22 protein-coding genes are annotated in these 25,571 nt (G+C 60.2%); 9 read left to right on the plus strand and 13 right to left on the minus strand.

All coding sequences use genetic code 11. The features are described 5' to 3' along the window. The first annotated feature begins 16 nt into the window (after window positions 1-16). The 3 genes from JNL86_14325 (at window position 17) to thiI (ending at window position 3,067) form a co-directional block, all read left to right on the plus strand. Window positions 17-619, plus strand: coding sequence for a dephospho-CoA kinase (locus JNL86_14325; protein ID MBL8044087.1), 603 nt, complete (start codon window positions 17-19; stop codon window positions 617-619). A gap of 43 nt (window positions 620-662) precedes the next feature. Further along, window positions 663-1,589, plus strand: a complete 927-nt coding sequence (gene trxB, locus JNL86_14330) for a thioredoxin-disulfide reductase (GenBank protein ID MBL8044088.1) — start codon at window positions 663-665, stop codon at window positions 1,587-1,589. A 299-nt stretch (window positions 1,590-1,888) separates the two neighbouring features. Next, entirely contained in the window at window positions 1,889-3,067 is a 1,179-nt protein-coding gene (thiI, locus tag JNL86_14335; protein MBL8044089.1) for a tRNA 4-thiouridine(8) synthase ThiI, read from the plus strand. Here thiI and JNL86_14340 read toward each other — a convergent pair. Continuing rightward, window positions 3,051-3,653 carry a hypothetical protein gene (locus JNL86_14340; protein ID MBL8044090.1) on the minus strand — a complete coding sequence of 201 codons (603 nt, stop codon included), beginning with the start codon at window positions 3,651-3,653 and terminating at the stop codon, window positions 3,051-3,053. The two genes, thiI and JNL86_14340, sit on opposite strands and share 17 nt — an antisense overlap. Window positions 3,654-3,776: 123 nt before the next feature. Beyond that, complete coding sequence (locus JNL86_14345) at window positions 3,777-4,637, minus strand: response regulator (protein ID MBL8044091.1); 861 nt, start codon at window positions 4,635-4,637, stop codon at window positions 3,777-3,779. 200 nt (window positions 4,638-4,837) lie between these two features. Between JNL86_14345 and JNL86_14350 the strand changes: the two genes are divergently transcribed. From JNL86_14350 to JNL86_14365, 4 genes are all read left to right on the plus strand, one after another. Further along, a complete protein-coding gene (locus JNL86_14350; protein ID MBL8044092.1) occupies window positions 4,838-5,212 on the plus strand; it encodes a hypothetical protein in 375 nt (124 codons plus the stop codon). Beyond that, complete coding sequence (gene queG, locus JNL86_14355) at window positions 5,197-6,213, plus strand: tRNA epoxyqueuosine(34) reductase QueG (GenBank protein MBL8044093.1); 1,017 nt, start codon at window positions 5,197-5,199, stop codon at window positions 6,211-6,213. Before JNL86_14350 ends, queG begins: the two co-directional genes overlap by 16 nt. 93 nt (window positions 6,214-6,306) lie before the next feature. After that, window positions 6,307-7,692, plus strand: coding sequence for a sigma-54-dependent Fis family transcriptional regulator (locus JNL86_14360; GenBank protein MBL8044094.1), 1,386 nt, complete (start codon window positions 6,307-6,309; stop codon window positions 7,690-7,692). Beyond that, window positions 7,692-9,605: a hypothetical protein gene (locus JNL86_14365; GenBank protein MBL8044095.1), complete on the plus strand. Its 1,914-nt coding sequence runs from the start codon at window positions 7,692-7,694 to the stop codon at window positions 9,603-9,605. Before JNL86_14360 ends, JNL86_14365 begins: the two co-directional genes overlap by 1 nt. 182 nt (window positions 9,606-9,787) lie before the next feature. Here JNL86_14365 and JNL86_14370 read toward each other — a convergent pair whose 3' ends face one another. The 11 genes from JNL86_14370 to JNL86_14420 form a co-directional block, all read right to left on the minus strand. After that, window positions 9,788-10,654: a M48 family metalloprotease gene (locus tag JNL86_14370; GenBank protein MBL8044096.1), complete on the minus strand. Its 867-nt coding sequence runs from the start codon at window positions 10,652-10,654 to the stop codon at window positions 9,788-9,790. Then, window positions 10,644-11,156 (minus strand): SH3 domain-containing protein, encoded by a 513-nt coding sequence (locus tag JNL86_14375; GenBank protein ID MBL8044097.1) that lies wholly within the window; start codon window positions 11,154-11,156, stop codon window positions 10,644-10,646. Before JNL86_14375 ends, JNL86_14370 begins: the two co-directional genes overlap by 11 nt. A 26-nt stretch (window positions 11,157-11,182) precedes the next feature. Then, a complete protein-coding gene (locus JNL86_14380; GenBank protein MBL8044098.1) occupies window positions 11,183-13,321 on the minus strand; it encodes an adenylate/guanylate cyclase domain-containing protein in 2,139 nt (712 codons plus the stop codon). A 131-nt stretch (window positions 13,322-13,452) separates the two neighbouring features. Next, window positions 13,453-15,069, minus strand: coding sequence for an SUMF1/EgtB/PvdO family nonheme iron enzyme (locus JNL86_14385; protein MBL8044099.1), 1,617 nt, complete (start codon window positions 15,067-15,069; stop codon window positions 13,453-13,455). Then, a complete protein-coding gene (locus JNL86_14390; GenBank protein MBL8044100.1) occupies window positions 15,066-15,842 on the minus strand; it encodes a DUF3365 domain-containing protein in 777 nt (258 codons plus the stop codon). Before JNL86_14390 ends, JNL86_14385 begins: the two co-directional genes overlap by 4 nt. 147 nt (window positions 15,843-15,989) lie before the next feature. Continuing rightward, window positions 15,990-16,499 carry a hypothetical protein gene (locus JNL86_14395; protein MBL8044101.1) on the minus strand — a complete coding sequence of 170 codons (510 nt, stop codon included), beginning with the start codon at window positions 16,497-16,499 and terminating at the stop codon, window positions 15,990-15,992. Between the two features lie 38 nt (window positions 16,500-16,537). Then, a complete protein-coding gene (locus JNL86_14400; GenBank protein ID MBL8044102.1) occupies window positions 16,538-16,933 on the minus strand; it encodes a hypothetical protein in 396 nt (131 codons plus the stop codon). 41 nt (window positions 16,934-16,974) lie between these two features. Continuing rightward, a complete protein-coding gene (locus tag JNL86_14405; protein ID MBL8044103.1) occupies window positions 16,975-17,304 on the minus strand; it encodes a hypothetical protein in 330 nt (109 codons plus the stop codon). Window positions 17,305-17,457: 153 nt separating this feature from the next. After that, window positions 17,458-18,102 (minus strand): response regulator transcription factor, encoded by a 645-nt coding sequence (locus JNL86_14410; protein MBL8044104.1) that lies wholly within the window; start codon window positions 18,100-18,102, stop codon window positions 17,458-17,460. After that, the gene (locus JNL86_14415) at window positions 18,084-20,387 is read right to left on the minus strand and encodes a PAS domain S-box protein (protein ID MBL8044105.1); all 2,304 of its coding nucleotides are present in this window, start codon (window positions 20,385-20,387) and stop codon (window positions 18,084-18,086) included. Before JNL86_14415 ends, JNL86_14410 begins: the two co-directional genes overlap by 19 nt. Window positions 20,388-20,588: 201 nt before the next feature. Further along, window positions 20,589-23,021 carry a Smr/MutS family protein gene (locus JNL86_14420; GenBank protein ID MBL8044106.1) on the minus strand — a complete coding sequence of 811 codons (2,433 nt, stop codon included), beginning with the start codon at window positions 23,019-23,021 and terminating at the stop codon, window positions 20,589-20,591. A 218-nt stretch (window positions 23,022-23,239) separates the two neighbouring features. Here JNL86_14420 and gap point away from each other — a divergent pair, with 218 nt between their 5' ends. Continuing rightward, a complete protein-coding gene (gene gap / locus JNL86_14425) occupies window positions 23,240-24,247 on the plus strand; it encodes a type I glyceraldehyde-3-phosphate dehydrogenase (GenBank protein ID MBL8044107.1) in 1,008 nt (335 codons plus the stop codon). Between the two features lie 102 nt (window positions 24,248-24,349). Beyond that, window positions 24,350-25,543 (plus strand): phosphoglycerate kinase, encoded by a 1,194-nt coding sequence (locus JNL86_14430; GenBank protein ID MBL8044108.1) that lies wholly within the window; start codon window positions 24,350-24,352, stop codon window positions 25,541-25,543. The last annotated feature ends 28 nt before the right edge of the window (window positions 25,544-25,571 follow it).

The following is a 25,571-nucleotide window of genomic DNA, read 5'->3' on the forward strand; positions in this document are numbered from 1 at the left end:
GCTATCTTCACGCCCCATGATTTTGGTAGGCCTGACCGGCGGAGTAGCGACCGGCAAAAGCACGGTCGCACACATGTTTGCGCGTTGCGGAGCAATCGTTATCGATGCCGATGCCTTGGCCCATCAGGTCGTCGAGCCGGGCAAACCGGCCTGGCGCGAGATCGTCAGGACGTTCGGCCCCTCTGTGTTGAACCCGGATCGGACGCTGAACCGGCAAGCGCTGGGCGCGCTGGTCTTCCGGCACCCCACACAACTGCGGCGCCTGGAACGGATCATTCATCCTCGCGTGGCACGAGAGCAGGCCAGACGAACTCGGGAAGCCGCTCGCCTGAAGCCAAAATCTGTCGTCATCTACGATGTCCCACTCTTGTTCGAAGCGGGAATCGACGCGCGTGTGGACATAATCGTCGTGGTCACCGCCGATCGCGCCAGCCAGATCGCTCGCCTGAAGCGCCGCAACGGATTCACGCGCGCCGAAGCCATCCGACGTATCCGCAATCAATTCCCCCTGAGGCGGAAAGCTGCCGCCGCCGACTACCTCCTCGACGGCACCACCCCACGCCCGCGCCTGTTCACCGCCGTGAAGCACCTCTATGCTGAACTCCTCGCCCTTGCCTGACCCCAGCTTTTCCCTCGCCGCTTCGGTATGTTAGCATCCGCTCATGCGCAACCTTGTCATCATCGGCTCCGGGCCGGCTGGTCTCACCGCCGCCATCTATGCGGCGCGTGCCAACCTGTCGCCGCTTCTGATCGAAGGCTGGCAATCCGGAGGACAACTGACCACCACGACCGAAGTAGAAAACTATCCCGGCTTTTCTAAGGGCATCATGGGACCGGAACTCATGAAGGAGATGCGTGGACAAGCCGAACGGTTCGGGACGGAATTCCTCACCGGCGACGTCTCGGCGATGAATCTCACCGATCGACCATTCCGGTTGACGATCGATGGAGAGCAGACGGTGGAAACCGCAGCCTTGATTCTGGCCACCGGCGCCTCGGCCATTCAGCTTGGGCTCCCGAATGAGCAACGCCTGACCGGGCACGGAGTCTCGACCTGCGCCACCTGCGACGGCTACTTTTTCCGCGGGCAGGACCTGGTGGTCGTCGGCGGCGGCGATAGCGCGGTGGAAGAGGCCACCTTCCTGACAAAATTCGCGCGCACCGTCACCGTCGTGCACCGCCGAGACAAGCTGCGGGCCTCCAAAATCATGCAAGACCGCGCCATGAAGAATGAAAAGATTTCATTCGCGTGGAATTCTGTCGTTGAAGACATTCTCGGAAAGGATGTGGTCACCGGGGTCCGACTCAAGAATATCGTCACCGGTGCCTCCACAGAACTCACTTGTGCCGGCGTCTTCGTCGCCATCGGCCACCGACCCAATACGGATCTGCTGAAGGGGCAAGTGGCGATGGATGAGAAGGGCTACGTCCTCACCTCGCAGGGAACCGCCACCAGCGTCGCCGGCCTATTCGCCGCCGGCGACGTCCAGGACTCGAAATATCGCCAGGCCATTACTGCAGCCGGCTCAGGATGCATGGCCGCCATCGACGCCGAACGGTTTCTGGAATCGGTGCTTCATCAACTCTAGGTCTCCCACCGGATGCTCACAATGGTTGTCCAACGAGGCCGAAGACGAAACAAAACCGGAGGCGTACCCTTGCGGTATGTTGAGGATTTTGGTGAGTCGAGAACGAAGTTAGCAGCCCTTGATGCCGAAGGGTTTTCAAGACCACTTACTATGAATGTAACTTCCCAAGGATGCTCAAAATGAGCCTCCAACGAGGCCGCAGACGAAACAAAACCGGAGGCGTACCCTTGCGGTACGTTGAGGATTTTGGTGAGTCGAGAACGAAGTTGGGGGCCATTTTCAGCATCCTGTAACCACTTATGCATTGCACCATCGTCCACTACCACGAACTCGCCCTCAAAGGCCGCAACCGCGACTTCTTCGAGCAACGGCTCGTCCGCAATCTCCGGCTGGCATTGAAAGATCTGAAGATTCGACGGATCGAATCGCTGCAGGGGCGCATCCGGGTCACGATTCCCGACTCGGCCTCGCCTGCGCTGGTGATTGAACGTGTCCGACGAACCTGCGGCGTGTCGAACGTCCTCCTCACCGAGTCGGTGCCGCTGGATCTCCGCACACCGGATCTCACGCTGCTCAAGCAGGTTGCAGAACGGCAACTGGCCGAACACACCTTCCAGTCATTCCGGGTGACCGCCAAACGCGCGGACAAACGCCTTCCATTGACGTCGATGGATGTCGAACGCGAAGTCGGCGGGTATCTGTTCGATGTCACCGGAAAATCCGTCAAACTGAAACAGCCCGACCTGACGCTCTATATCGAGCTGCTCACGAATGAGGCGCACGTCGCGGCGAGGAAGGTTCAAGGACCCGGCGGCATGCCCGTGGGAACGAGCGGAAAGGTCGCCTGCTTGATTTCAGGTGGGATCGATTCCCCTGTCGCCGCCTATCGCATGATGAAACGCGGGTGCAAGGCGGTGTTCGTCCATTTCTCGGGCCGCCCGCTGGTCAGTCGCGCCTCGGAGGAAAAGGTCCAGGAACTCGTTCAGTTGCTGACCACCTATCAATACGAATCCCGACTTCACATCATTCCGTTCGGTGAGATTCAACGGGAGATTGTCGCCAACGCTCCGGCCCCCTTTCGCGTGGTCTTGTACCGGCGGATCATGGTCCGGATTGCGCAGGAACTCGCACGCCGTGAACGATGCTGGGCGCTGGTCACCGGGGATAGTCTCGGCCAGGTCGCGTCGCAGACACCCGAGAATCTGTCAGTGATCGAGGACGCGGCCGAACTTCCAGTGCTCCGTCCGCTGATTGGCATGGATAAGATTGAAATTACCGAACAGGCGCAACAGATCGGGAGCTTCGCCACCTCGATCGAGCCGGATCAAGATTGCTGCAAACTCTTTGTTCCGCTCCATCCCAGCACGAAAACCAGACTGGATGACATTCTCCGCGTCGAACGGAGCCTCGAGATCAGTGCGTTCGTGAAACAGGGCGTGGAAAAGGCCGAACTCTCCACGTTCATCTTTCCTTCGTAACCCGATCCAATGCGCGTTGCCGTACCAAATGAAAGTGCGCGTTGAGTTCCCGTTCCATCGCCACCGCAATCAGCCAATCAGGAATCAGCGTCTTCGGCTCAACCAATAATTCGAAATCGGCCCTGGTCTGACTGCCATCGCCGGCAGCTTCAAGCTTCCAGGTTCGATGGTACTGCTTAAAATCGCCGCCCTTGAGGTCGGTCACCAGCCCGCCCCCCGGCAATACCTGTGAGTCGCAGATCAGTCGTTGTTCGCCCGGCAGCAGCGGATGGGAAATAAAGACATCGGTGAGGACGTGCCCCTCGCGCTCCTCAACCTGTGCCACCCGCATCTTGGTCTCAAACAACTCCGGCCACTTGTGGTATTCGGTCAAGATCGAATGGAGCACGGCGGGATTGCCAGGAAACAGGAGCGTCGCCGTCGCCCGTACGCCCCCGGTCGGCTCCGCCTGCACGACGAGCGCCCGGAGCAACTGAATGGAGCCCACCTCCCCCGCCCACATCGGAGCGGCAGGAGCAAGCACGGTGCTCGTCAAACTCGCGACCACCATGCCAAGACGACACCACCGACAGACCATCACACGCATCAGTACGTTCCCATGTCCTCATGGAAGTATACTGATCGGCGGCGGTGAGTGCGAGCGGGGAGGTTGAGCGAGACGAAACCCCGGCGACACGAGGGACAGAGTCGGCAGCACAGTGACCCAGGCTTACACGGCAGGGCGAAACACCAGCACCACGCCTGACGCTTCCCCCCGCTCATCCTGAATCACGGTCGTACGATCACACATCAACCGCTCCTCCCCTCGACGGTCCACCAGAAGGACCGAACGCGCCTTGGACTGCGAAGGATGTTGCGTTGCCAGCGTATGCAGAGCCGGGTGCGGGATCGGCGTGCGCTCCATCGGATCCAGGATGACCATCACGTCTTGAATGGCTTTTCCTAATGCATCGGCTTGCGACCAGCCGGTGAGTTCCTCCGCCGCCGGATTGAGCAACGTCACCCGACCCAGTGGATCAACAGTCACGACTGCATCGCCCATCGAGTGCACCACGGCATCGAGCCAGCGCCCCCGTTGCTCGGCAATGCGCGAGACACGATGGCGAAAGAGCGCAAGTTCCAGCGCCGCCCGCAGATCGCTGCTGACAAAAGGCTTGATCAAATACGCCAGGGGAAGCGTCCGTCTCGCCCGCTCCAACGTGTCCTCGTCCGAGAACGCCGTCAGATAGATGACCGGAATGCCGTACTGTGCGTGAATGGTTCGCGCTGCATCGATCCCGTCAATCGGCCCCTTCAGCTTTACGTCCATGAGAATGAGATCGGGTCGGTGTGCGCCGGCCTGGTGCACGGCATCACTCCCGGACGAGACGACGCCGACCACCGTATACCCGAGCGAACGCAGCTGGCGCCTGATGTCCTCCGCCACCACCACTTCGTCATCGACGATCAGAATTTTTTCCTGTGCCATGGTTCCACCGAGCAACCGGTCCTTGCCGCAAGCAGGCAGGCCCTGCGGATCACACACGTATCCATACGCCGGTTGATGCCCTCCGCAGAACGCAACTAACATGCCATTCGGCCTTCTCTATGCCGGCGTTGAGTTATGCCTCGCATGGCGTGTGCAGGCTCATCTGTGACGGTGATTTTTGAACAGGGCATGGACAGAATCGGAACGTTCGGGAATTCGCCGTCGGGATGGTCCAGCTCAGGGGGTTCGCCGCGGAAAGCATGCCTGTGGTACGATGCCGTTTTTCTCGGAGTCTCTTGAGTATGTACCGTCTGAACCAGTCCCCCCTGTTGATCCGGCTGTACGTTATTCTCTCGACGATGCTCATTCCGTGCACCGGCCAGGCGCAGGCACCGACCGATTCCGCGGCAACCACGGAACAATCCTGCAGCTTCGGCATGGCCAAGGGCGATCCCGCCCACCAATGCCAGGTACCGATCCCGACCGGCTGCATCATCGCCAAGTTTCCCGGAACGGACAAGCCCTGGACCACCGTGTCCAAAGCCGGACGCACCTTCTGCACATTCGACAAGAAAGGGACGGACTGGAAAACTCGCATCACCGGTCAATGCACGCGATGCGACTCCAGCCATTGCACCGGCCAATTCATGGTGCGTTTCGAGTGCACAAAACCCTAATGGCTCCGACGCTCACCGCTCAGATCAAACAGGCTGCGCGCGACCTGGGATTCGACGTGGTCGGGATCAGCGGCCTTCCCGCGCAAGACGCCCCCTCTCACACGCAGCAGACTTCGCCAGACAGCCTCCTGGCTCGGTTACATGAATGGCTGCAGCGCGGCTTCCACGCCACCATGGCCTGGATGGCTCGCGACCCGCCCAAACGGGCGGACCCGAGCGTGGTGTTGCCCGGCTGCCGCTCGATCATTTCACTCGGGATGAACTACTACACCAATGAGCGCGCCGACGAGCGGCAGGGCAACGGACGTATCGCCCGGTATGCCTGGGGTCGGGACTACCACGACATTCTCGGTGAACGCCTGAAACAGCTGACGACGCAGCTCAACACCTTCGCCCCTGGCTACAGTCATCGCGCCTATGTCGACACGGGGCCGGTCATGGAAAAAGCCTGGGCCCAACAGGCTGGACTCGGGTGGATCGGCAAACATTCCAATCTCGTCTCGGCGCAATTCGGCTCCTGGCTCCTGCTGGGAGAAATTTTGACCACTCTCCCCCTCGAGCCCGACGAGGCCGGCACAGATCTCTGCGGCAGTTGCACACTCTGTATCCAAGCCTGTCCGACCGGCGCCATTGTCGAACCCTATATCGTGGACGCCGGACGCTGTATCTCCTATCTGACCATTGAACTGCGCGGCAGCGAACCGCCCCTGCCGGAAGACCTCCGCCGAAACATCGGCAACCGGATTTTCGGCTGCGACGATTGCCTGGACATCTGCCCCTACAATCACCAGGCATCACCGACCACGGAACCGGGCTTTCAACCCGTCCGGCTGACAACGGCCCCCAACCTCCAAGCACTCGCGAGCATGGACGAACAAACCTTCACGACGACGTTTACAGGGAGCCCGATCACGCGCGCCAAGCATGCCGGATTCCAGCGCAACCTCTCCTGGGCCCTGACCAATGCCACCGGCTCCACCCCACCCATCGCTCCCCGCTAGACATCACCCACTGTTCCTCCTCGGTCGATAGTGATAGGCTACAGCGTCACGTCCTCGCTCATCCGAGGACTTCTCGCAGCCGGGTACGAGGCCATGCAGGCACCCACGCTCCTGATCGTCGAAGATGAAGACCGCATGCGGCGGCTCTTCGAACTCGTGTTGAAGCCGGCCGGCTACCAGTTGCTGCTGGCGCGATCCGGCGACGAAGCCCTTCGCCTGATCCAAGACCATGACGCACTCGACATGATCATTACGGACCTGCAACTGGGCGCGATCTCGGGCATGCAGGTCTTGGAAGCCGCCCGCCAACAGGTGCCCGACGTACCGGTCCTCATCGTCACGGGGTTCGGAACCGTCAAATCGGCCGTCGAGGCGATGCAGAAGGGCGCCTACGACTACATCTCCAAACCCGTCGACAACGAGGAATTGAAGATCGTTATCGCCCGCGCGCTGCAGGTCCGCCAACTGGCCCGCGACAATCGCACCCTGCGCGCAGGGCTGCAGGAGCAATTCGGATTCGATCGCATCGTCAGCGTCTCCAAGGAAATGGAACTCGTGAAGCGGCTCGCCCAAGAAGTCGCTGTCACCGACGCCACGGTGCTGATCACAGGAGAAAGCGGGACGGGCAAAGACCTGCTGGCGCGCGCGATTCACCTCGTCAGCCCGCGTGCTCAGGGACCGATGGTGGCGTTGAATTGCGCCGGCATTCCCGAACACCTCCTGGAATCCGAGCTATTCGGTTATGAAAAAGGCGCCTTCACCGACGCGAAGAAATCCAAGCCTGGCCGCTTTCAAATCGCCGACCGGGGCACCTTGTTCCTGGACGAAATCGGCGAGCTGAGTCTCACGGCCCAGGCAAAACTCCTGCGGGTGCTTGAGCAGCACGTTGTCGAGCCGCTGGGCGGGGTGCGGAGTATTCCCGTGGATATCCGCGTCATCGCCGCCACCAACCAGGAGTTGCCCGACCTCATCAAGGCGGGGCGGTTCCGCCTAGATCTCTATTATCGTTTGAACGTCTACCAACTCCGCATGCCGCCCCTGCGGGAACGGCCGGAAGACATTGAGCCGATTCTCGCCCAGTTCCTCAACCAGGCCCGGTGTGAGCGCGGCAGCCGCATCAAAGGGATCGCCCCTGAAACACTCTCCATCTTGAAGGCCTATGCCTGGCCGGGAAACGTTCGTGAACTCCACAACGTCGTGGAATGGCTGACCATCACCTGCAAGCAGGACACGATTCTGCCCGAGCATCTCCCGGCTTCATTGCACGCGTCACCATCTCACCCCTCAAGCACGCAGGCCGACACTCCATCGCTCCTGTCGCTGGGCCTCTCCGTCGAGGAAGTGGAGAAGACCATGCTCCAGGAGGCCTTGCAGAAAAGCGGGGGAAACGTGTCCGAGGCGAGCCGTCTGCTGAAGATCACGCGGAACACGCTGCGTTATCGCATGGCCAAGCACAACCTTTCGCAGCCTCAAGGCTGATGCACGCTGCAGCACGAACCGGCAGACTGCAGAGAACGTTCTTCATCGCGCTGCTGATCGTCGGCATCCTGCCCGGCATGGTAGCACTCTGGGCGACCTATCACTCCAGTACCGCCACCCTCAAGCAAGCGATCGGAGAAGGATTTCAGGAAATTGCACGTTCCACCGCGATTCGCCTGGCGACCGCCGTAGACGACGAAATCGACCGCACCGCACACCTGGCCTCGACCCTAGCCGCCACACACACACAAGAGACAGCCACCGCAAACACCGACAGCGAACGATGGCAGGTTCCTGCGCCGCGAAACCGCCAGATGGCTCCCGGCTCGATCTCGCCGGGATGGCTCGACACCTGGGCTCGTGAATCGCGGCACTATGCGCGTGTCACCGTGACCGACGCACAAGGTCTCGTCATCGCATCCACCGATCCGACACTCACGGCGCGACAGGACGACCAGACCTGGTGGCGCGAAGCCATGCAAGCTAAACCAGGCATGGCTTATGTGAGCACCGTGGTTCCTGACCCGCGGAACAGCGAGGCCGTGTTTCACATCGCCGTGCCTCTCGTCGGCGATCCAAGCGGGACCACCATCGGCATCGTCGACGTCGTAGTCCATCGCAGCCTCCTCACGCACATGATCCTCCCGATCCATATCGGGAACACCGGTCATGCCATGCTCCTCGACACCCAGGGAACCCCGTTGATCTGTCCGGTACTCCCGCCTACCGCGCACCTGATTCCATCAGGCCTCATGAGCCGGTTGGCCACGGATCATCCTCTGTGGTTGGTCGCGGACGACGACGCCCACGGCGGTCACGATGCGATCGTCGGGGCCGCACCGGTCCGATTCAGCCACGCTCTCACCCCCTCCAGTCTCGATGGGAATCGGTGGTACACCTTTATCCGCCAGGCGCCGGAAGAAACCTACGCGCCGATCTATTCCTTGTTGCTGACCGTGGGCATGATCGGCTTTGGCCTGGTGATCGTGCTGTCGGGCCTCGGCTTCGTCGTCGGCTCACGCATCGTCAAACCCATCACGGCACTGCAACGCGAAGCCGAAGGACTACGCCTCACTTTGGCCACACCGGAACGCCCCGACGCTCCCCCACCGGCCATCCCGGCCCTACCGCACGAGTACCGAACGGGCGATGAGATCGAGGACCTGGCCGCAACTTTCGCCGCCATGCGAGTCGTCTTGGAAGAAAACCTCCGCACGATCCGATCTCAACAGCATGAATTGATCCGCCGGGAGAAACTGGCTTCGGTCGGGCAGCTTCTTGCCGCCCTTGCCCATGACCTGCGCAATCCGCTCGGCGTCATCCGAAGTTCAGCCCAGGTCGTACTGGAGGGTCCGCAGGACGAACCGATACGACAGGAGATGGCCCGCTACATCATCGACGAAGTCGACAAGCTGTCGCAGCGCCTTCACGACTTTCTGCGTTATGCCAGGCAGAAACCGCCGGACTTCGCCGACTGTGCAGCGGAAGACGTGCTGCGAGCCGCCTTGAAGCAGTGGGAGGCGCAGGGAGGGCAGGAGCGGATCAGGGTTGAGCACCGATTCGGGCAGTCGCTTCCGCCGATCCGCGTCGACCGCGAGCAACTCAAAGAGGCCCTGATGAATGTGCTGATCAATGCGCGGGAAGCCATGCCGGATGGCGGCACTCTCACACTTACAACCAGGGTGGATACGGAAGGGCAGGTAAACATTGCGGTGGCCGATACGGGAAGCGGCATCGCGCCCGACCACCTCGCACGAATCTTCGAACCATTTTTCACCACCAAGAACTATGGCACCGGGCTCGGCCTCACCAACGTCAAACGACTGGTTGAAGATAATGGCGGAACCCTGGCCGTGACCAGCAACCAGGGAGCAGGCACCACGTTTACGCTGCGCTTTCGCCCGGCGAGCTAAGGCACGCCCCCTCAGCGAGTCGAGAATACCGCTGGCGACGATTCACACCAATCCGGCAGGCGGCTCAAACAGGCCGCCCAGCGAGGCCGCAGCGAGTGAAGACCCGAGGCGTACCCGCTGGGGTACGTTGAGGGTCTGAACGATGCGAGAACAAAGCTGGCAGCCCATTTCAACATCTTGCACTAGATGCGTTTGGTCATGCGAGCAAACCGCTCCTGCAACAGGACGCCGGTCGCCGCGAGATGCTTACCCTGTATCGTTTTTTGTACTGCCTCGATACGCGCTGAAAAATTCGGATGGGTTTTAAACAAAGCTCGGTCGTCTCCCTTGAGGTCCCGTAAGCGCGTCAACAAGCCTACGTAGGCCTCCGCATCGTAGCCGACTCGCGTCGTGAACACTTCGCCGATGGTATCGGCCTCCATCTCCTTCCCCTGGTCCAGTCCTTCGTCGAGGAGCTTCTTGACGGCGCCGTCGATCACCGTCTTGAAAGCTGTCGGATTGCTCGTCGCATACGACAGGCCGGCTTCGGTGACACCGGCCAGGCGTTTGCTGCGCTGGATGACATCGAGAATATGCTTTTGGCTCACATGGGCGATTTCATGTCCCAACACCGCAGCCAATTCCGCTTCGTTCCGCACCTGCTTGAGGAGCCCACGCGTCACGAAGATGTAGCCGGCCGGAGCGGCAAAGGCATTGATGGAGTCATGTTCCAGAATCGCCACGCGGTAGGGGATGTCCGGCCGATCCGAGGTGTTGGCCACAGCCCTTGCTACGAGGTTCACATACCGAACCAATTCGGGCTGGTCGACGACACCGCCATAGCGGGCCACCACCTGCAACGCCATCGCCTGCCCGATCGACGATTCTTCCTCATAGCCGATGGGAAACAGACTGCCGACCACATTGCCGACCCCATGAATGGCCCCTGCCAGCCGCGGGTTCCCTGATTGCCGTGCGATATCTTCGCCGGCGCGTTGCACTTCCGCACAGCCGGCCACGGTGAGGGACAGCGCGAGCAGGTTCGCTGCTAGGACGTGATTATTTCGCATATTCGCCAAGTCCTCCCTCCCGCATAAACTCTTCGACCTCCTGATCGGAAATCTGGTAGGCCGTCATGCGATCCACCGCCTCGCGATCCCGCGCGGATACGCCGGCACGATCGGCATAACCTTCCGAGGCTTTGTCCAGCCCCCTGGCACCGGCCGACGCCGTGGTCGCCGAGGCGTCACCGCCGCGCATACTTTGGCCGAGTTTGGCCAGGGTATCGTTGGTACCGGACGGTTTCGTGCTCGATGTTTTGTTGGCGAAAATCCAGCCTTTGGCACCGGAGGCCGACTTGACCTCCATCCAGCCGCCGTCGCGGCCGACCACCTCCAGCGCCTCCCCGTACTTGACGTTGCCGACCACCGTGTCCAGCGAGGTTTTGCCCGAACGGAGTTGCGCCGTCTTGGCTTGCACGTAGACGGTTTCAGCCCAGACCTCGGTCCCCCACGCCACTAGACCGACGCAGAACAAGATCAGCGGAACCCAGTATCGTCGTGGTTGTGTCACAGCTTCCTCCCCCTCAGCACCGCGGCTTACTTCGATGTCATTTCATACACCCCGTCCCACGCCGGAGGCGGAGGTGCCTGCCGGTAATTGGCAGACCGTTCCACATAAACCCGTGATGGCCCGTCCGCCGGATCCAAATCGGCCGCCTCGGTAAATCTGGCCCAGGCCGTCTCGAAGTCTCGCTGCTTGTACGCGGCGAGCCCCTCCAGGTACCGGTCAACGACGCGTCGTTTGGCTTCGACGACCTGTCCCTTCCGGCCCAGGAGTTCGAATACGACGACCGGCTCGTTCTTGCCTTTCACTCGTAGCAGATCGATCTCGCGCACTTCAACGTCGTTCTTAGCCAGTTCGGCGGTGCGTTGCCCGATCAGGATCAACGTATCGTAATATTTGCTCGCCCCTTCGAGACGCGACGCCAGATTGACGCTGTCTCCCGTCACCGTATATTCCATGCGCTCATCGGACCCCATGTTGCCGACGATGCAAGGACCGGAGTTGATGCCGATCCTGGCGCCGATCTCCGGCAACCCTTCCTGCACCCAGATCCCGCGGAGTCTGGCCAATTCAGCCTGGCAGTCCAACGCGGCATAACAGGCCAATGAGGCATGCGTCGGATCGTCGAGCGGTGCCCCGAAGAGCGCCATGATACCGTCCCCCAAATACTTATTCACATTGCCGCGGTGCGTCGTCTTGATGATGGTCGTCATGGCCGACAGGTAGCGATTGAGCAACGCCACCAAATCCTCCGGCGACATCTTCTCCGAAATCGTCGTAAAGCCCGCGATGTCGGAAAACAGGATCGAGATTTCCTTTTTTTCCCCACCCAACTTGATGGCCTCGGGGTTGCGCATGATCTCTTCAACCACCTCGGACGACATGTACTTGTCGAAGGCCGCGCGCATAAGCCGCCGCTGCCTTCCCTCGGTCACATATTCCACCGTGGCCGCCGTCCCGAATGTCAGGGCGAGGGCCACTTCGGGAAAGACCAGTTCCAGCCAACGCGCATGCCCGCCATACGCGTGCGCCACCAAGCCGTAGTAGGCCACGGCAAGCCCCAGCGTCACGCCGAATTTCACCGGATAGGATCGGACCAACATGAAGGCCCCGGCCGAGGCGAGGCACAGCAGCAAGAGCACCGTCAACGAAAACCAGGCCGGCGCGGCCTGCAATCCTTGCCCATGCAGCAAATTGTCCAAGGCCGCCATGTGGATCAACACACCGGGCGTGGCGGAAGAAAATGGCGTCACCCGAAGATCGTACAGACCTGCGGCCGTCCCGGCGATAAACACAACCTTGTCTTTGAACACCGTCGCATCCAATGTTGGCCGCTCCCCGTTCTGCTGTCGAGCGAATGCCTGCAGCACGGCACCGATCGAATACTTCCGGGCATGGTAGGTCTGCTCCAGCGAACCGTGCCACCGAATCAGGAGCTGGCCGTCGGCATCGAGTGGAACACTGGTGTTCCCGATCCGTACCCGTCCGTCCTTGACGGAAATCCTGTCCGCTCCGAGCAAGTACCGAGCCACTGCGACCGAAAGGTGCGGGACGAATTGCCCGCCCAATTGCCCTAGCACTGGAATGCGCCTCGTCGGACCATCCGCATCCGCGGACAGATTGATGACGCCGAGTCCATGCGCCTGCTGCGCCAGCACTGGGGTCGGCGGTTTGATCCCGGCTTGCATGCCCGCCATGCGATCCGATTCCTGCCACTCGACTTTCAGCGTTGCGCGGGATTGGAGATCCGTCGGTATCGAGGTGGACTCGGCCAGGAACAACATGGGCAGGAACACGTTGTCTGCCGCGTGCATGTCATCCGCAAACGACTGATCAAACTCCTCGGCATTCTCATCCGGTTCGAAAAACATCACATCGAACACGACGGCCTTGGCGCCCGCTTGCTTGAGATAGCGGACCACATACCCGAATCGATCGCGCGGCCAGGGCCACCGCCCGAACGCCTCCAGGCTCGATTCGTCGATGGCCAGCAACAGCAGATTGGAATCCGCCTTGGCAGGATCCGCATAACGCCGGACCAGATGATCCAGCGCCTTGAGTTCTATCACCTCAAACCAGCGGGTCATCCGCAGTCCGGCCACGAGACTGAACACGGCGAGGCCGACCGCAAGCGCGGAGAAGAGTTTCGTTGTCCGTGTCGAAGAGGTCATCGAGCAGATTCACCCGAGGCAACAGCGTATACCGAAGGGCTATCGTACTGGAGATCGGATAAGAGGGAAAGAGGCGGGAGCGAACCATCGTTCGCGAACGGACATTCGGTGGTGTATCTGTCACCTCACAGCTACGGCGCGTCATTCGCGCAACGAAACCCCAACGTCGGACCCCAGTAGGTCATTTCATCCCATCCTCGATAACCGGCGCGCAATTCGAGCGGCCGTTCCATCCAGCTACCGCCTCGCAACACTCGAAAGGTTCCACGCAGGGGGCCTTGCGGGTCACGTGCCGGCGAGGTGCGGTAAAAATCTTCCGCATACCAATCCTTCACCCATTCTGAAACCAAACCAACCATGCCGGACACGCCATAAGGGGAACGGGTGGCCAGCGGCATGCTCACCGGCTCGGCGCCGTTCGTAGAGGCTTTTCCATCCGTGAGCGCCCCCCGGCTTTTTTGAATCACCTCGTCGCTGTTGCCCCAGGGGTACCGCCTTCCATCGATGCCGCGCGCGGCTTTCTCCCATTCGGCCTCCGTGGGCAACCGTTTCCCGCCCCATTGACAGTAGGCTCTCGCCTGCATCCAGGTGACATCGGTTACGGGATGTTGCTCCTGCTGAGGATCATCGAAGGCTGCGCGCACTTTAGGCGGGAGACAGCTCCCTCCGTCTACACAGGCTCGATACTGTGTGTTGGTCACCCCCTGCTGATCGATCCAGTAGGAACTGAGATAGAGGCGATGCAGCGGACGCGCATCGGGCAGGCCATCCTCCATCCCCATGAGAAACTCCCCCGCCGGAATCAGCACCATTCCAGCCGGTGGTGTCAGGCCTTGTTCCAACAGCCGTTTGACGGCCTCCTGTTGATCCACCTGAAGCTGAACATTGACCCGATCGATGGACTCCTCACCGACCGACGGTGCGGTCTCGTTCGAATGAACCAGCGGCACAGGCGCGCGGGCCACTGACGTCTGCCCGCCTCGCAGCGTCTCCGCAGGTGGGGACGTTGCGACAGATTGGCTCGAGGCCGCCGGTGTTTCAGACATGCGAATGGTCTCGATCCGTACGGCTGTCCGCGCCATGTCCGGTACGGGATCGCTGGTCCCTTTTCCCTTCTTGCCCTCTTTTCTGACTTTGCCGATCGCCGAAAAATCAAAATCCGGAATATTGGCCAGCAACGGTGTGGCATAACTGATCGGGACGGCGAACGCCATGCCTTCCGGCACAATGCCGGAGGGGTGCGTAAATTTCGTGGTGAGAATCCCGACAACTTCACCCTGCCGATTGAAGACCGCCCCGCCGCTGTTGCCCGGGTTCACCGCCGCGTCCACTTGAAACACCCGTTGCACGCCCCTCGTACGCACAGCAGCCACATGGCCTCTGGTGATGGTGGTTTCGCGCAACCCGAACTGAAACCCAACGGCAATCACCTCTTGATCCAGCTTCACGGCCCCGGCGTAGCCAAGCGGCGCTTCGGACAACCCGACGGTTTCCACCTTCAGAAGCGCGAGGTCATGCTCCGCATCCACACTGACGAGCACCGCAGGCGCCCGAAACTCTCCTGGCGTGACAATCGTAATCCGTTTGGCGCTGGCGACCACATGATGCGCCGTGAGGACATAGCCATCGTGGTGGACAATCACGCCGCTGCCCGCCGGTCTCTCGACCGGCAGCGGTGGCCGCTCATTGGCCTCTCCGTGACCGACACGACCCAGAAAGAGGGTGACTAAGACCAGAAGAATCTTCATGGTTTGACCGGCAACAGCACACTGATCGCCCCGGCATTTTGTCCGAGGACGAGGCCTTCCCGCGGATAGCCCATGCGGTCGGCCGCCCCTTTGGGTTCACCATGACAATCCAGGCAATGCCTGGTTGCATACAACGGAAACATCAAGCGAAACGAGGAGCTGTTGGCTGCCATCTCGCTGATGACGGTTTCCCGAGGGTAGGCAGAATCGGCAAACGCTTCCAACGCGCCCCGTTCATAGGCGTCCGGACGGTTAGCAGGATTCCGCGGAGCCAGCGACGTTTGTTTCAGTCGCACGCCCGTCTGATCGGTGAACCGGGCAGACACCCGCGCCCCGAACGCGGCGGGAATAAACCCCGTGAATCCAGCAGCCTGGGGATCACGCTCCCGGCGGACATCAGCGATCACCTGCCTGCTGGTGTCGACCAATGCGCGAAGGAGCCGTTTCGTTCGCGGGGCCAGCGTCGTGTTGTCCAACTCACGCATGTCGATTCCGGCCCGGCCGCGAAACATGTCCAGGAGTTGGCGTTCGAAGGCGTCCGGCGTAAGGCCTTTGCCGTGCGATTCATCCAACAGGATCTGATTGTCATTGATGACCGCACGGCCGGAGTCGAGGAGTACGGCGAGTAGACGAGCAGTCTGTTCGAGTTCGAGTACGGTGTGGAATGGAATGGAAGAACGGTCGGGCTGTTCGAATCCCGAGGTCGGCTGAATGGCGATCAGCCCCCCTCCTGCTAGCAACGATGCCAACATCCACGGCAGACGACATCGCATGGACGGCCCCTGATGCGTTCGCGTTGCGGGGTGCAGGGAACCGTGCGCTGCCGCCGGCTTCAGCCGGACCGCAGCGCACGTGGGGTAAATGGTACGAGTGGCCTGCGATCAAGTCAAGGCGCCACGCGCATGCCGACCCCTGCGTCCTTACCGATTGGACTGGATGTCGATCATCACATTGTCCGCATCCAACTCGATCGTCACGGGCATCCCTTCCTGGAACACCGAGAGTTTGCTCCCTGCCAGGGTGTCCACCTCAAACCGTTCAAACCCCTCAGGAGTGGAGATGTGGATTTCTCGCCAGAAGGGATCAGCATAGTGAATCCGGCCGGCCAACACCTTGTGATTGGCAAAATCCTCACCACCTGGTCTGGTGGCGTCCAGCAACACGTTTCCCGAATCGACCAGCAACCACACCTCATCACCGACCTGCGCATCATGCAGCCCGATTCGATCCGCCTTATTGGGACTGATCGTCCGCATTTGCAGCCCATACGGAGTTTTCACAAACAGGAGGCCGCTTTCAATTTTGGCAATCTGCCCACTCACGGCGAGATGCACGCCCGGTGATGATCTCTCTGAGGATTCCGCCCCGGCCGGCACCAATGGACACAGGACTCCGATCAATCCGACGAGAAGGCACGCCGTCCACTTCATGGCAACCTCCTTTCACATCTTTCGCGCTCCCTGTCCGTTCAGTACCCCGGCTCACTCCCCATCCCTGGAGCCGGTGGGACAGCAATGCCATATTCCTGGATCGGAGTGATCATGACGGCAAAGTTGAACAATTCATCCGCCGCCACGTCGTGAATACCCTGATCGCGAGTCCTCAACATCTTGAACCACTTCCCCATTTCGGTTTTGACGGTCTTGGTATCTCCCCGTCCGATGGCATCCTTCACGATCGCCAGCCGTTGGCTGTACGGTTCCCAATTCGCACCCGGATAGCTGATCTTGTAGAAGTTGAGTGACCCGTTGAGTTCATCGACCCAAGACTGTTGAGCACCGACATTTCCGATGAGCAGGCTCGCCCCGAGACAGAATCCGAACACCAGGGTCCACCCCACATATCTCAATCTGGAGCTGTTCATAGTGCGCCTCCTTGGTCATGACGCGATCCCCGGAAAGGGGATCAGTAGGAGACCGCCGATTGACGATCCGATTCCCGCGCCTCCTCCGCATCCTTGCTGTCCGGCGTCCTCAGCATATTCATGTCCGTCCCTTCGGTCGCATCGAGGTCCGGGACCACCAGCTGGCGATCAAACCCCTTATCCGGCTCAGTGCCCGCCTGATCACTGGAAGCGGGGTTGTCTCCAGGCCGACTTTCCATCTGCGGCGAGAAGGTCCCGAACATCTGATCCGGATGAATGACCTGAGCGAAACCCACAGACGCCAGCCATGCGGCGACAACCGACCCGAGCACGATCTGGAAGGTAGGCACGAGGCATGTGCTCCTGTTCATAATGCCTCCTCCTCTCTGAAATATGGACGATTCGATCTGTGACGATCGGCACCGATCTCACTCTACGAAAAGGTCTACACGAGGCCTATTGCCTGGGAGGTGGATTTTCTCTCCACCCTTCGGGTGAGGCGGAGTGCGGTGAGCAATCGGGCGTTAGCCGTTCCCGAGGTAGACGAGCACGGCCTCAACACGCCCGTTGACCTTCAACTTTTGATAGGCGTGATGGAGATGCGTTTTCACCGTATCGAGGGACACACAGAGTTGATCGGCGATTTCTTTGTTACTGCGCCCGGCCGCGGCACAGGCAAGGATTTCTTGTTCCCGATCGGTCAACAAGGAGAGCCCCCCGGAATCGGTCTCCCCCTGTTGGCCTGCCAAGGCCACAGCCTTTTTGGCAAACCCATCCGGCATGTAGGCCGAATGCACGGGCTTGTTCTGGAAGGTCGCGCGGATGATCCGGAGAAACTCCTCATGGTCGGCGTCTTTCAAAATGTACCCGGAGGCTCCCGCCTGCACGGCGGCAACGATCCGGGCATCGTCGTCATGCACCGACAGCATCAATACCCGGCAGTCCGCGACACAACTACGGATCAGGCGGGTGGCCGTAATACCGTCCAGCCGCGGCATGTCGACATCCATCAACACGATGTCGGGCTTTTCCGCCACGGCGAGGTCGAACGCCTGTCGACCATCCATCGCGTCCCCCACGACCACAATGTCCGGCTCATGCTCGAGCAACATCCGTAAACTCTGCCGAAACAATCGTTGATCCTCGGCGATCAGGATGGTGATAGGCATGACTGCTCCTGTCTGACCGGCAACGCGACCGTCAAGACGGCTCCACCCGCAGACCGATTGCCTGCGGTGATGCGGCCGCCATGGGCCTCCACCACAAGCCGACAAAAATGCAGCCCCAGGCCGCGCCCGATCCGATAATCCTGCCCATCCTTCTTGCGGAAGAACATGTCAAACACATGCGGCACATCATCCGGGGCGATTCCCGGCCCCTCATCCTCGATATGGATCATCACCATAGATCCAAAAGACGGCTCACAAGCTGCCGTTGCGCACGACATCGACGCCTCCTCCACCAGCAGAGTCAGGGTAATGGTGCCCTGCGGCGGCGAGTATTTGAGGGCGTTGTGCAGCAGGTTGATCAAGACCCGTTGCAACCGTCGCCCGTCCCCCCACACCCACACTTCCTCCGACGGCCTACGCACCGCGAATCGCACGCCCTGCGCCTCTGCCTCGAAACGGAAGAGCCTCAACGTCTCTTGCAAGAGCTGACCAGTGGCGACCGGCGACCGGCTCAGCGGAAGACCCGAATAGTGTTCCTGATACACATCCAACATGTCGTTGATCATGCCCAGGAGCAGGTCGGTCGTGAAGCGCAAATCCTCCAAACAGCGACGTGGCAGATCCTGTCCCATCTCCGGACGTCCGGCAAGCCATTCCAGCGTTTTCTTGATCCCGGCCAGAGGATTGCGGATGTCGTGCGCAAACATCGAGGCGAACTGACTCAACGACGCGAGGCGTTCGGATCGCAGCAATTGCTGCTCGAGTTGTTTCTGCTGAGTCAAATCACGGAGTTGCACCATGATCGATTCGATGCGGCCGGCCTTCTTGACCGGCACGCAATCGACGTCCATCGTCAGCTCACCACCTACCATCGGCACGCGCATCACGCCTGCCGACACGTCCTCGCCACTTTGACGCACACGATCCAACTGGGCCTGCAGACGAACTTGCTGGGCCTCAGCCACGAGTTCGAGAACCGGACGGTGAACGAGGGTCGAGGCCGGTCGGCCGAGCGTCAGCTCACCACGCCTATTCATGGCTTGGATCACACCGAGGGGATCGACCAGGATTTTGGTATCGACCGAGTGATCCCACAACAGTCGATAGTGTTCTTCGGAAGTCGCCAGGTCGGCATTAGCCTGCTCGACTCGACGAAGATATTGTGCCTTCGCTTGTGACGCCAGCTCCAAGCGTTCAGCCAACTCATCGAAACTCGCGGCGAGCCGGTCGATCTCTTCAATGCCACTAACACGGTTGGACGACGACGGAAGCAGGGCGGAATATTCACCACCGCCCATCTGGTTGATACGCTGAATCAGCGCACCCAGAGGCCGCACAATCCGTCGCCCCAGCCGCCAGCGTAACCACACCACAAACACGCCCGTCCCGATCCAGAACGCGCCAAGCTTCCCGAGCAACGCAGACAACGGCTCGAATGTCTCTGCCGGATCCTGCTGTACCAAGATGGACCAGGCCGGCGCCTGCGCCACCTCTGAGGGAAGCACGACAGGGGCTATTCCGATGATGCTCCCTTGCGCCCCGTGACTATCCCGGTCGACCTGGGTCCATCGGGCGGCAGGAACCCCGGTCCTCCCGTGTGTGAGACTCTCCGGAAGAGGTGTATGAAGGTTGCGCGCGCGCGCGGAGCAGGCCAGGATCGCTCCATGCTCATCCAACAGCATCATATGCCCTGTCCGACCCAGACGGCTCCCAAGAATAGAGGACAGGATGCGATTCGTCCCGATGACGACCTTGAGGACACCACGGACCGGCGCGCCCCGCTCACCAATCGGCACCGCGACTTCCCAGTACCCACTCCCCTCTTCATCCACCGTGAGGGGTCCTGCCCAGGAATGCCCCTGTTGCACGACCGCCGTCCACCAAGGCTGTCGGCTGTAAAAACCTCGGGTGGCATCATTCACCCGTCCACCGACCAGTTGGCCGTCCGTCCGTACAATGGCGAGGGAATGGAAATATCGATGCTGCTCTTCACGCCATCGCTCCACCTGGGGATTCGCCTGCGCAGAGAGCATCGCTCCCTCCACGGACGCTCGGGGATCGGGAAGCGCGGCAAGCCGTTGCACCCACTCAATTTCACCGGCAAGCAGTAAGGCAGCCTTGTCGGCACTTTGACGGGCTATTTCCTGGAAGGTGATCCCGACGGTGGACTGAAGCGACTGTCTGGCGTGCCAATAGGCATAGGCGAGGCCTACGGTGCCGCAGAACATTCCCACGGCGAGTACAGACAGGGTGAACAAACTCTGAAGACTGACCCGCTGGCGCATGACGGCAGGCCATAGGGTAGGTTGCGGCTCGACCGGCGACTTAGGTCAGGCGCTATGTGCGGCCCGACGAAGCTCCGATCCCGACGCAATGTGGTTACGTCCTATCAGACTCCGCACACCGAGTCGCAGACGGGCACGTTCGGGGATACTTCTTCAGCATACAAAAATTCCGGCATGGAACATAGCCCCCAAGCCACCGAGTTATCGCAATTCCACAATCGTCACTCCGTCGCCACCTTCCGCACGATCACCCGGCCGAAACGCCACGACATAGGGGGAGGCCTTCAGATATTCCCGTAGCGCGGCCCGCAACCGACCGGTGCCGTGCCCATGGATGATGCGCACAAAGGGGCTTCCCCCAAAGACGGCACGATCGAGACCGGCCACGACGACATCCAACGCATCGTCGGCTGCCTGCCCACGCACGTCCAGCGTCTCCTGGATGTCTTCAGAGGCCAAGGTCTGGGTAGTTCGCCTCGGGGAACCGGCGCTCGTTTTGATCGGCTCAGGAACTGCCGGCCGACGACTCCTGGAGATGCCTGCCAGACTTGCCACATTCGCCAGGATTTCCCCCTCACCGACTTTCAGACGCACGCGCTTTTTGCCCTGAGGATTTTCCAGCAGCGTGCCTGTCATACCGAGTCCCACCACTTCGACGGCATCTCCAGTGGATAGCTGATCGACGGGAATCGGTTCTTCGGACTCTCCGACCTCGTGCCGAACCGCCTGTTCCAATTCCACCAGCCGCGCCTTGGCCTCTTTGGCCTTGAGCAGTTTTTGATCCCGCTTCAAGTCATCCATCGTTGCCTGCACGGCCGCCCGGGCGCGTTGAAACTCCTGGGACAACTTTTTCTTCAACCCCTGTCGCTCATCCCGTTCGGATTCCTGCAGGAACGTCAGCAATTCCTGTGTTTCTCGAGACGCCTGTTCCGCAGCCTGCCTGGCCGCCGTCGCCGCAGCAAGGTCCTCGCTCAATCGTCGTTGCTTGTCCTGCAGATCACTCAACAGGGTCTCAAGGACCCTGTTATCGCCCTGAAGCCGCGCCCGGGCATCGCCCAGCAAAGCTCGATCCATTCCGAGCCGCCCTGCGATTTCAATTGCAGCAGACCCCCCCGGTTGTCCCTGGATCACCCTGTAGGTCGGTGACAGGGTCTCGATATTGAATTCGACACTCGCATTGGCAAATCCTGGCCGCTCGTGGGCTAAACCTTTCAGGACGCTGTAGTGCGTGGTGGCCACAACCTTCACCCCAGCCTCTGCCAACCGACAGAGTAAGGCACTGGCGAGCGCCGCGCCTTCAGCCGGATCGGTGGAGGTCACCGGCTCATCCAACAAGACCAGCGCACGACCGGGCCCCCCCGACGTCGACGGCCCTCCTGATGCGGCTCCGTCGGACACCTCCGAGAGCAGCTGCACCATCTGCGTAATATGCGCAGAAAAGCTGGACAGATCTCGTGCCAGATCCTGCGCATCTCCGATATCGGCATACACCGAGGGAAAGATCGCCATTTCCGACTCAGGCGCACAGGGAAGGTGCAGACCGCAGCGCACCATCAACGAGAACAAGCCAAGCAACTTCAGCGTGACGGTTTTTCCTCCCGTGTTGGGGCCGGAGATGATGAGCACCCGCACGGTTTCATCAAACGCCAAGTCGTTGGGCACCACCTGCTCTTTCGTCAGCACCAGGAACGGGTGACGCGCCTGCTTGAGCAGCACGCACCCCTGATCGTTGAGACGTGTGGGAGAGGCCTGCAGGCGCTGACTCAGCGCCGCCTTTGCCGATATGCTATCCAGTCGACCCAGCACTCCCACCGTTCCTGCCAGTGCCGGTTGATGAGGAGCCACCAGCGCGGACAACTCGCGCAGGATGCGACGCACCTCACGCTCGACGTCCAAATCCACAACCTTAATAGAATTATTCAGGTCTACCAGTTCGCGCGGCTCCAGAAAGAGGGTGGCGCCGCTCGACGACACATCGTGCACGATGCCTGGAACCCGCCCTTGCATCTCAGCCTTGATCGGAACCACATACCGGCCTTCCCGTTGAGCAAAGTACTGCTCCTGCAAGACCTCTTCGTATCGGCGCGAGTGCAAGATTTGATCGAGGCGATGCCGCATTTGCTGTTTGAGGTCTGTGGCACGCTGCATCAGGCGATGCAACTCCGGGCTGGCCGACTCCCGTATGGACCCATCGGGTTCGATCGCTCGCTTCAAGGCGTCGGACAACCTGCGATACTCGCTCACCGGCCCCAACGCCGGCACCAGGGCGCTCACCGTCGGCGCATCAGCCTGGTGGCGGAGAAGGTAGCGCTGCACGTCATCGATGACTTCCAGGACAAGGGCAATATCCCGCAACCCATGCGCTTCCAGAGCCGCCCCCTTGGCCACCCGCCCCAACCACTCCAACACGTCCGGAAATCGCAGGATCGGAAAGGGATCGGTCCCGCCCCGCAAGCGGATCATGTCGGTGGTTTCCGCCTGTCGGATTCGGGCTTGAGCCAGATCCTCTTCCAACTCCATCGTACGACAATATTCGACGCCAATCGTCGATTGGGCGTACGACGCCAGGTATTCCAATAACTTCCCCCACTCGAGCACTTTTCCTGCTTCAGCCTGCAATGTTTCGGACGGCATATCGCTCCGACGCCCCATGGATGTTCAAAAAACAGACTCTACCCGACCCCTTGCGCACACACAAGACAGGCCGTCTCTCCACTCACTCGCCGATGTCCGTTTCGCCAATATCCACCGGCCTTCCCTCTTTTTGTATGCTTGACACGCAGAAAGTCGGTCAGTACTATCGCCCCAGATTCACTCAGTTCAACCCGTTTAATTCTTGAGGATTTAGCCCCATGACCACACGCATCGGCATCAATGGATTCGGACGCATCGGCCGCAATGTTCTCCGCGCCTCTCTGGGAGATCCCAGCCTGGAGTTTGTCGCCATCAACGATCTGACCGATGCCAAAACATTGGCCTACTTGCTCAAGTATGACTCGGTTCATGGAACGCTGGAGGCCTCGGTCGAGGCCAAGGATGACCAACTGATCGTGGACGGAAAAGCGATCAAGGTCTTGGCCGTGAAGGATCCAAAGGAATTGCCTTGGAAAGCACTCAATGTCGATATCGTGGTGGAGTCGACCGGACGGTTCACGGATCGCGAGGGTGCAGGAAAACATCTATCCGCCGGGGCAAAAACCGTGATCATCTCTGCCCCCGCGAAAGACCCTGATGCCACCGTCGTACTGGGCGTCAATGAACAGGTCTTTGACGCCAAAACCCATCACATTGTCTCGAACGCCTCGTGTACGACCAACTGCCTCGCGCCGGTTGCGAAAGTCTTGCTCGAAAATTTCGGCATCAAACACGGCGTCATGACGACGATCCACTCCTACACCAACGATCAGCAACTGCTCGACCTCCCTCACAAGGACTTGCGTCGGGCACGTGCTGCCGGGATGTCCATGATCCCAACAAGCACCGGGGCTGCGAAAGCGCTTCACCTGGTGATTCCGGAATTAAAGGGGAAATTGGATGGATTGGCCATTCGCGTTCCGACGCCAAACGTCTCCTTGGTGGACCTCACCGTGGAAACGGAAAAGGACTGTGATGTGGCCGGGGTGAATGCCGCGTTCAAGAAGGCCGCCGACGGCCCGATGAAAAACGTGCTGGCCTACTCAGATGCCCCCATTGTCTCGATCGACCTCAAGGACGATGCGCATTCCGCTATCGTCGATGCCCCGCTGACCGCGGTCATCGACAAACGATTAGTCAAAGTCACGGCATGGTACGACAACGAGTGGGGCTATTCCTGCCGTGTGCGGGACCTGATCAAGTACATCGTTGCCAAAGCGTCGTGAACCGAGTCCCACACTTCGCGCTTTTCTGACGTGCAGCACCGGCCGGAGCTGCCAGCCACCGGCGCGGAACACCCGGAAAAGGAGTGAGGCCCTGTCATGAATATTCGCAAACGAATTATCGAGGATCTTCAACTACGCGGAAAGCGTGTGATTATCCGAGCAGACTACAATGTCCCGCTCGATGATTCCTTGCAAATTACCGACGACACCAGGATTCGATCCACGCTTCCGACCATCAACCGAGCGGTTGATGAAGGCGCGAAGGTGATCCTGTGTTCGCACCTCGGCAGGCCGAAGGGGAAATTCGATCCCAAATACAGCCTCGCTCCAGTAGCGAAACGGCTCCAGCGATTGCTTGGCAAGGAAGTGACATTTGCTCCGGACTGTATCGGCGCGGCCGTCGAAAGTCTCGTCGCCAAGATGCAACCCGGCGACGTCATGCTGTTGGAAAACCTCCGCTTCCACCCCGAAGAGGAGAAAAATGACGAAGGATTTTCCAAGGCGCTCGCCTCACTCGCCGATGTGTATATCAATGACGCCTTCGGTGCTGCCCATCGAGCCCATGCATCGACCGTCGGTATCACGAAATACATCCCCGAAGCAGCGGCCGGCTACCTTCTCAAGAAAGAGATCGAGTATCTCGAAGGGGCCGTCGAAAATCCGGTGCGGCCCTTTGTGGCCATTCTCGGAGGAGCGAAGGTCTCAGGGAAAATCGGGGTCATCGAAAACCTCGGCAAGAGGGTCGACAAGGTCATTATCGGCGGTGGCATGGCCTTTACGTTTTTGAAGGCGATGGGGCTCGAGATCGGGCAATCACTCGTTGAAAACGACATGCTCGATTTCGCCAAAGGGGTGCAGGACCATGCCTTCTCGAGCGGCGTCAAATTTTATCTGCCGGTAGACTGTGTCGTCGCCGCCAGCCGCGAGCCGGGCGCCGAAACAAAGATCGTTCCGGTTCAGGAAATTCCAAAGGGCTGGTACGGGTTGGATATCGGACCGGCTTCCGTGAAACTCTTCTCAGAAGCCGTCCAGGACGCCAAGACCATTCTCTGGAACGGCCCGATGGGCATGTTTGAGGTGGATGCCTTTGCACGAGGCACCCTGGCGATGGCCCATTCCGTCGCAAACGCCTATGCGCTCACCATTGTCGGCGGAGGTGAAACGGCACTGGCCATTCACCGCGCGGGGGAATCTGAAAGCATCTCGTTCATCTCGACTGGTGGTGGAGCGGCGCTCGAACTTCTCGAAGGCAAAACCCTCCCGGGGCTTGCGGCACTCCCAAATCGTCCGGCGTAACGATATTCTTGACCCACGCTTCCCACGA

This window comes from Nitrospira sp., assembly GCA_016788885.1.
GTDB lineage: Bacteria > Nitrospirota > Nitrospiria > Nitrospirales > Nitrospiraceae > Nitrospira_A.

Excerpts from the sequence above, each read along its gene's own strand:
- JNL86_14410 (MBL8044104.1), bottom strand. The coding sequence starts at position 18,102 with ATGCCTATCACCATCCTGATCGCCGAGGATCAACGATTGTTTCGGCAG.
- JNL86_14350 (MBL8044092.1), top strand. The coding sequence starts at position 4,838 with ATGTACCGTCTGAACCAGTCCCCCCTGTTGATCCGGCTGTACGTTATT.
- JNL86_14340 (MBL8044090.1), bottom strand. The coding sequence starts at position 3,653 with ATGCGTGTGATGGTCTGTCGGTGGTGTCGTCTTGGCATGGTGGTCGCG.
- JNL86_14400 (MBL8044102.1), bottom strand. The coding sequence starts at position 16,933 with ATGAACAGCTCCAGATTGAGATATGTGGGGTGGACCCTGGTGTTCGGA.
- JNL86_14390 (MBL8044100.1), bottom strand. The coding sequence starts at position 15,842 with ATGCGATGTCGTCTGCCGTGGATGTTGGCATCGTTGCTAGCAGGAGGG.
- trxB (MBL8044088.1), top strand. The coding sequence starts at position 663 with ATGCGCAACCTTGTCATCATCGGCTCCGGGCCGGCTGGTCTCACCGCC.
- JNL86_14420 (MBL8044106.1), bottom strand. The coding sequence starts at position 23,021 with ATGCCGTCCGAAACATTGCAGGCTGAAGCAGGAAAAGTGCTCGAGTGG.
- JNL86_14395 (MBL8044101.1), bottom strand. The coding sequence starts at position 16,499 with ATGAAGTGGACGGCGTGCCTTCTCGTCGGATTGATCGGAGTCCTGTGT.
- JNL86_14415 (MBL8044105.1), bottom strand. The coding sequence starts at position 20,387 with ATGCGCCAGCGGGTCAGTCTTCAGAGTTTGTTCACCCTGTCTGTACTC.
- JNL86_14405 (MBL8044103.1), bottom strand. The coding sequence starts at position 17,304 with ATGAACAGGAGCACATGCCTCGTGCCTACCTTCCAGATCGTGCTCGGG.
- thiI (MBL8044089.1), top strand. The coding sequence starts at position 1,889 with ATGCATTGCACCATCGTCCACTACCACGAACTCGCCCTCAAAGGCCGC.
- JNL86_14365 (MBL8044095.1), top strand. The coding sequence starts at position 7,692 with ATGCACGCTGCAGCACGAACCGGCAGACTGCAGAGAACGTTCTTCATC.
- JNL86_14380 (MBL8044098.1), bottom strand. The coding sequence starts at position 13,321 with ATGACCTCTTCGACACGGACAACGAAACTCTTCTCCGCGCTTGCGGTC.
- JNL86_14325 (MBL8044087.1), top strand. The coding sequence starts at position 17 with ATGATTTTGGTAGGCCTGACCGGCGGAGTAGCGACCGGCAAAAGCACG.
- JNL86_14345 (MBL8044091.1), bottom strand. The coding sequence starts at position 4,637 with ATGTTAGTTGCGTTCTGCGGAGGGCATCAACCGGCGTATGGATACGTG.
- JNL86_14360 (MBL8044094.1), top strand. The coding sequence starts at position 6,307 with ATGCAGGCACCCACGCTCCTGATCGTCGAAGATGAAGACCGCATGCGG.
- JNL86_14370 (MBL8044096.1), bottom strand. The coding sequence starts at position 10,654 with ATGCGAAATAATCACGTCCTAGCAGCGAACCTGCTCGCGCTGTCCCTC.
- gap (MBL8044107.1), top strand. The coding sequence starts at position 23,240 with ATGACCACACGCATCGGCATCAATGGATTCGGACGCATCGGCCGCAAT.
- JNL86_14385 (MBL8044099.1), bottom strand. The coding sequence starts at position 15,069 with ATGAAGATTCTTCTGGTCTTAGTCACCCTCTTTCTGGGTCGTGTCGGT.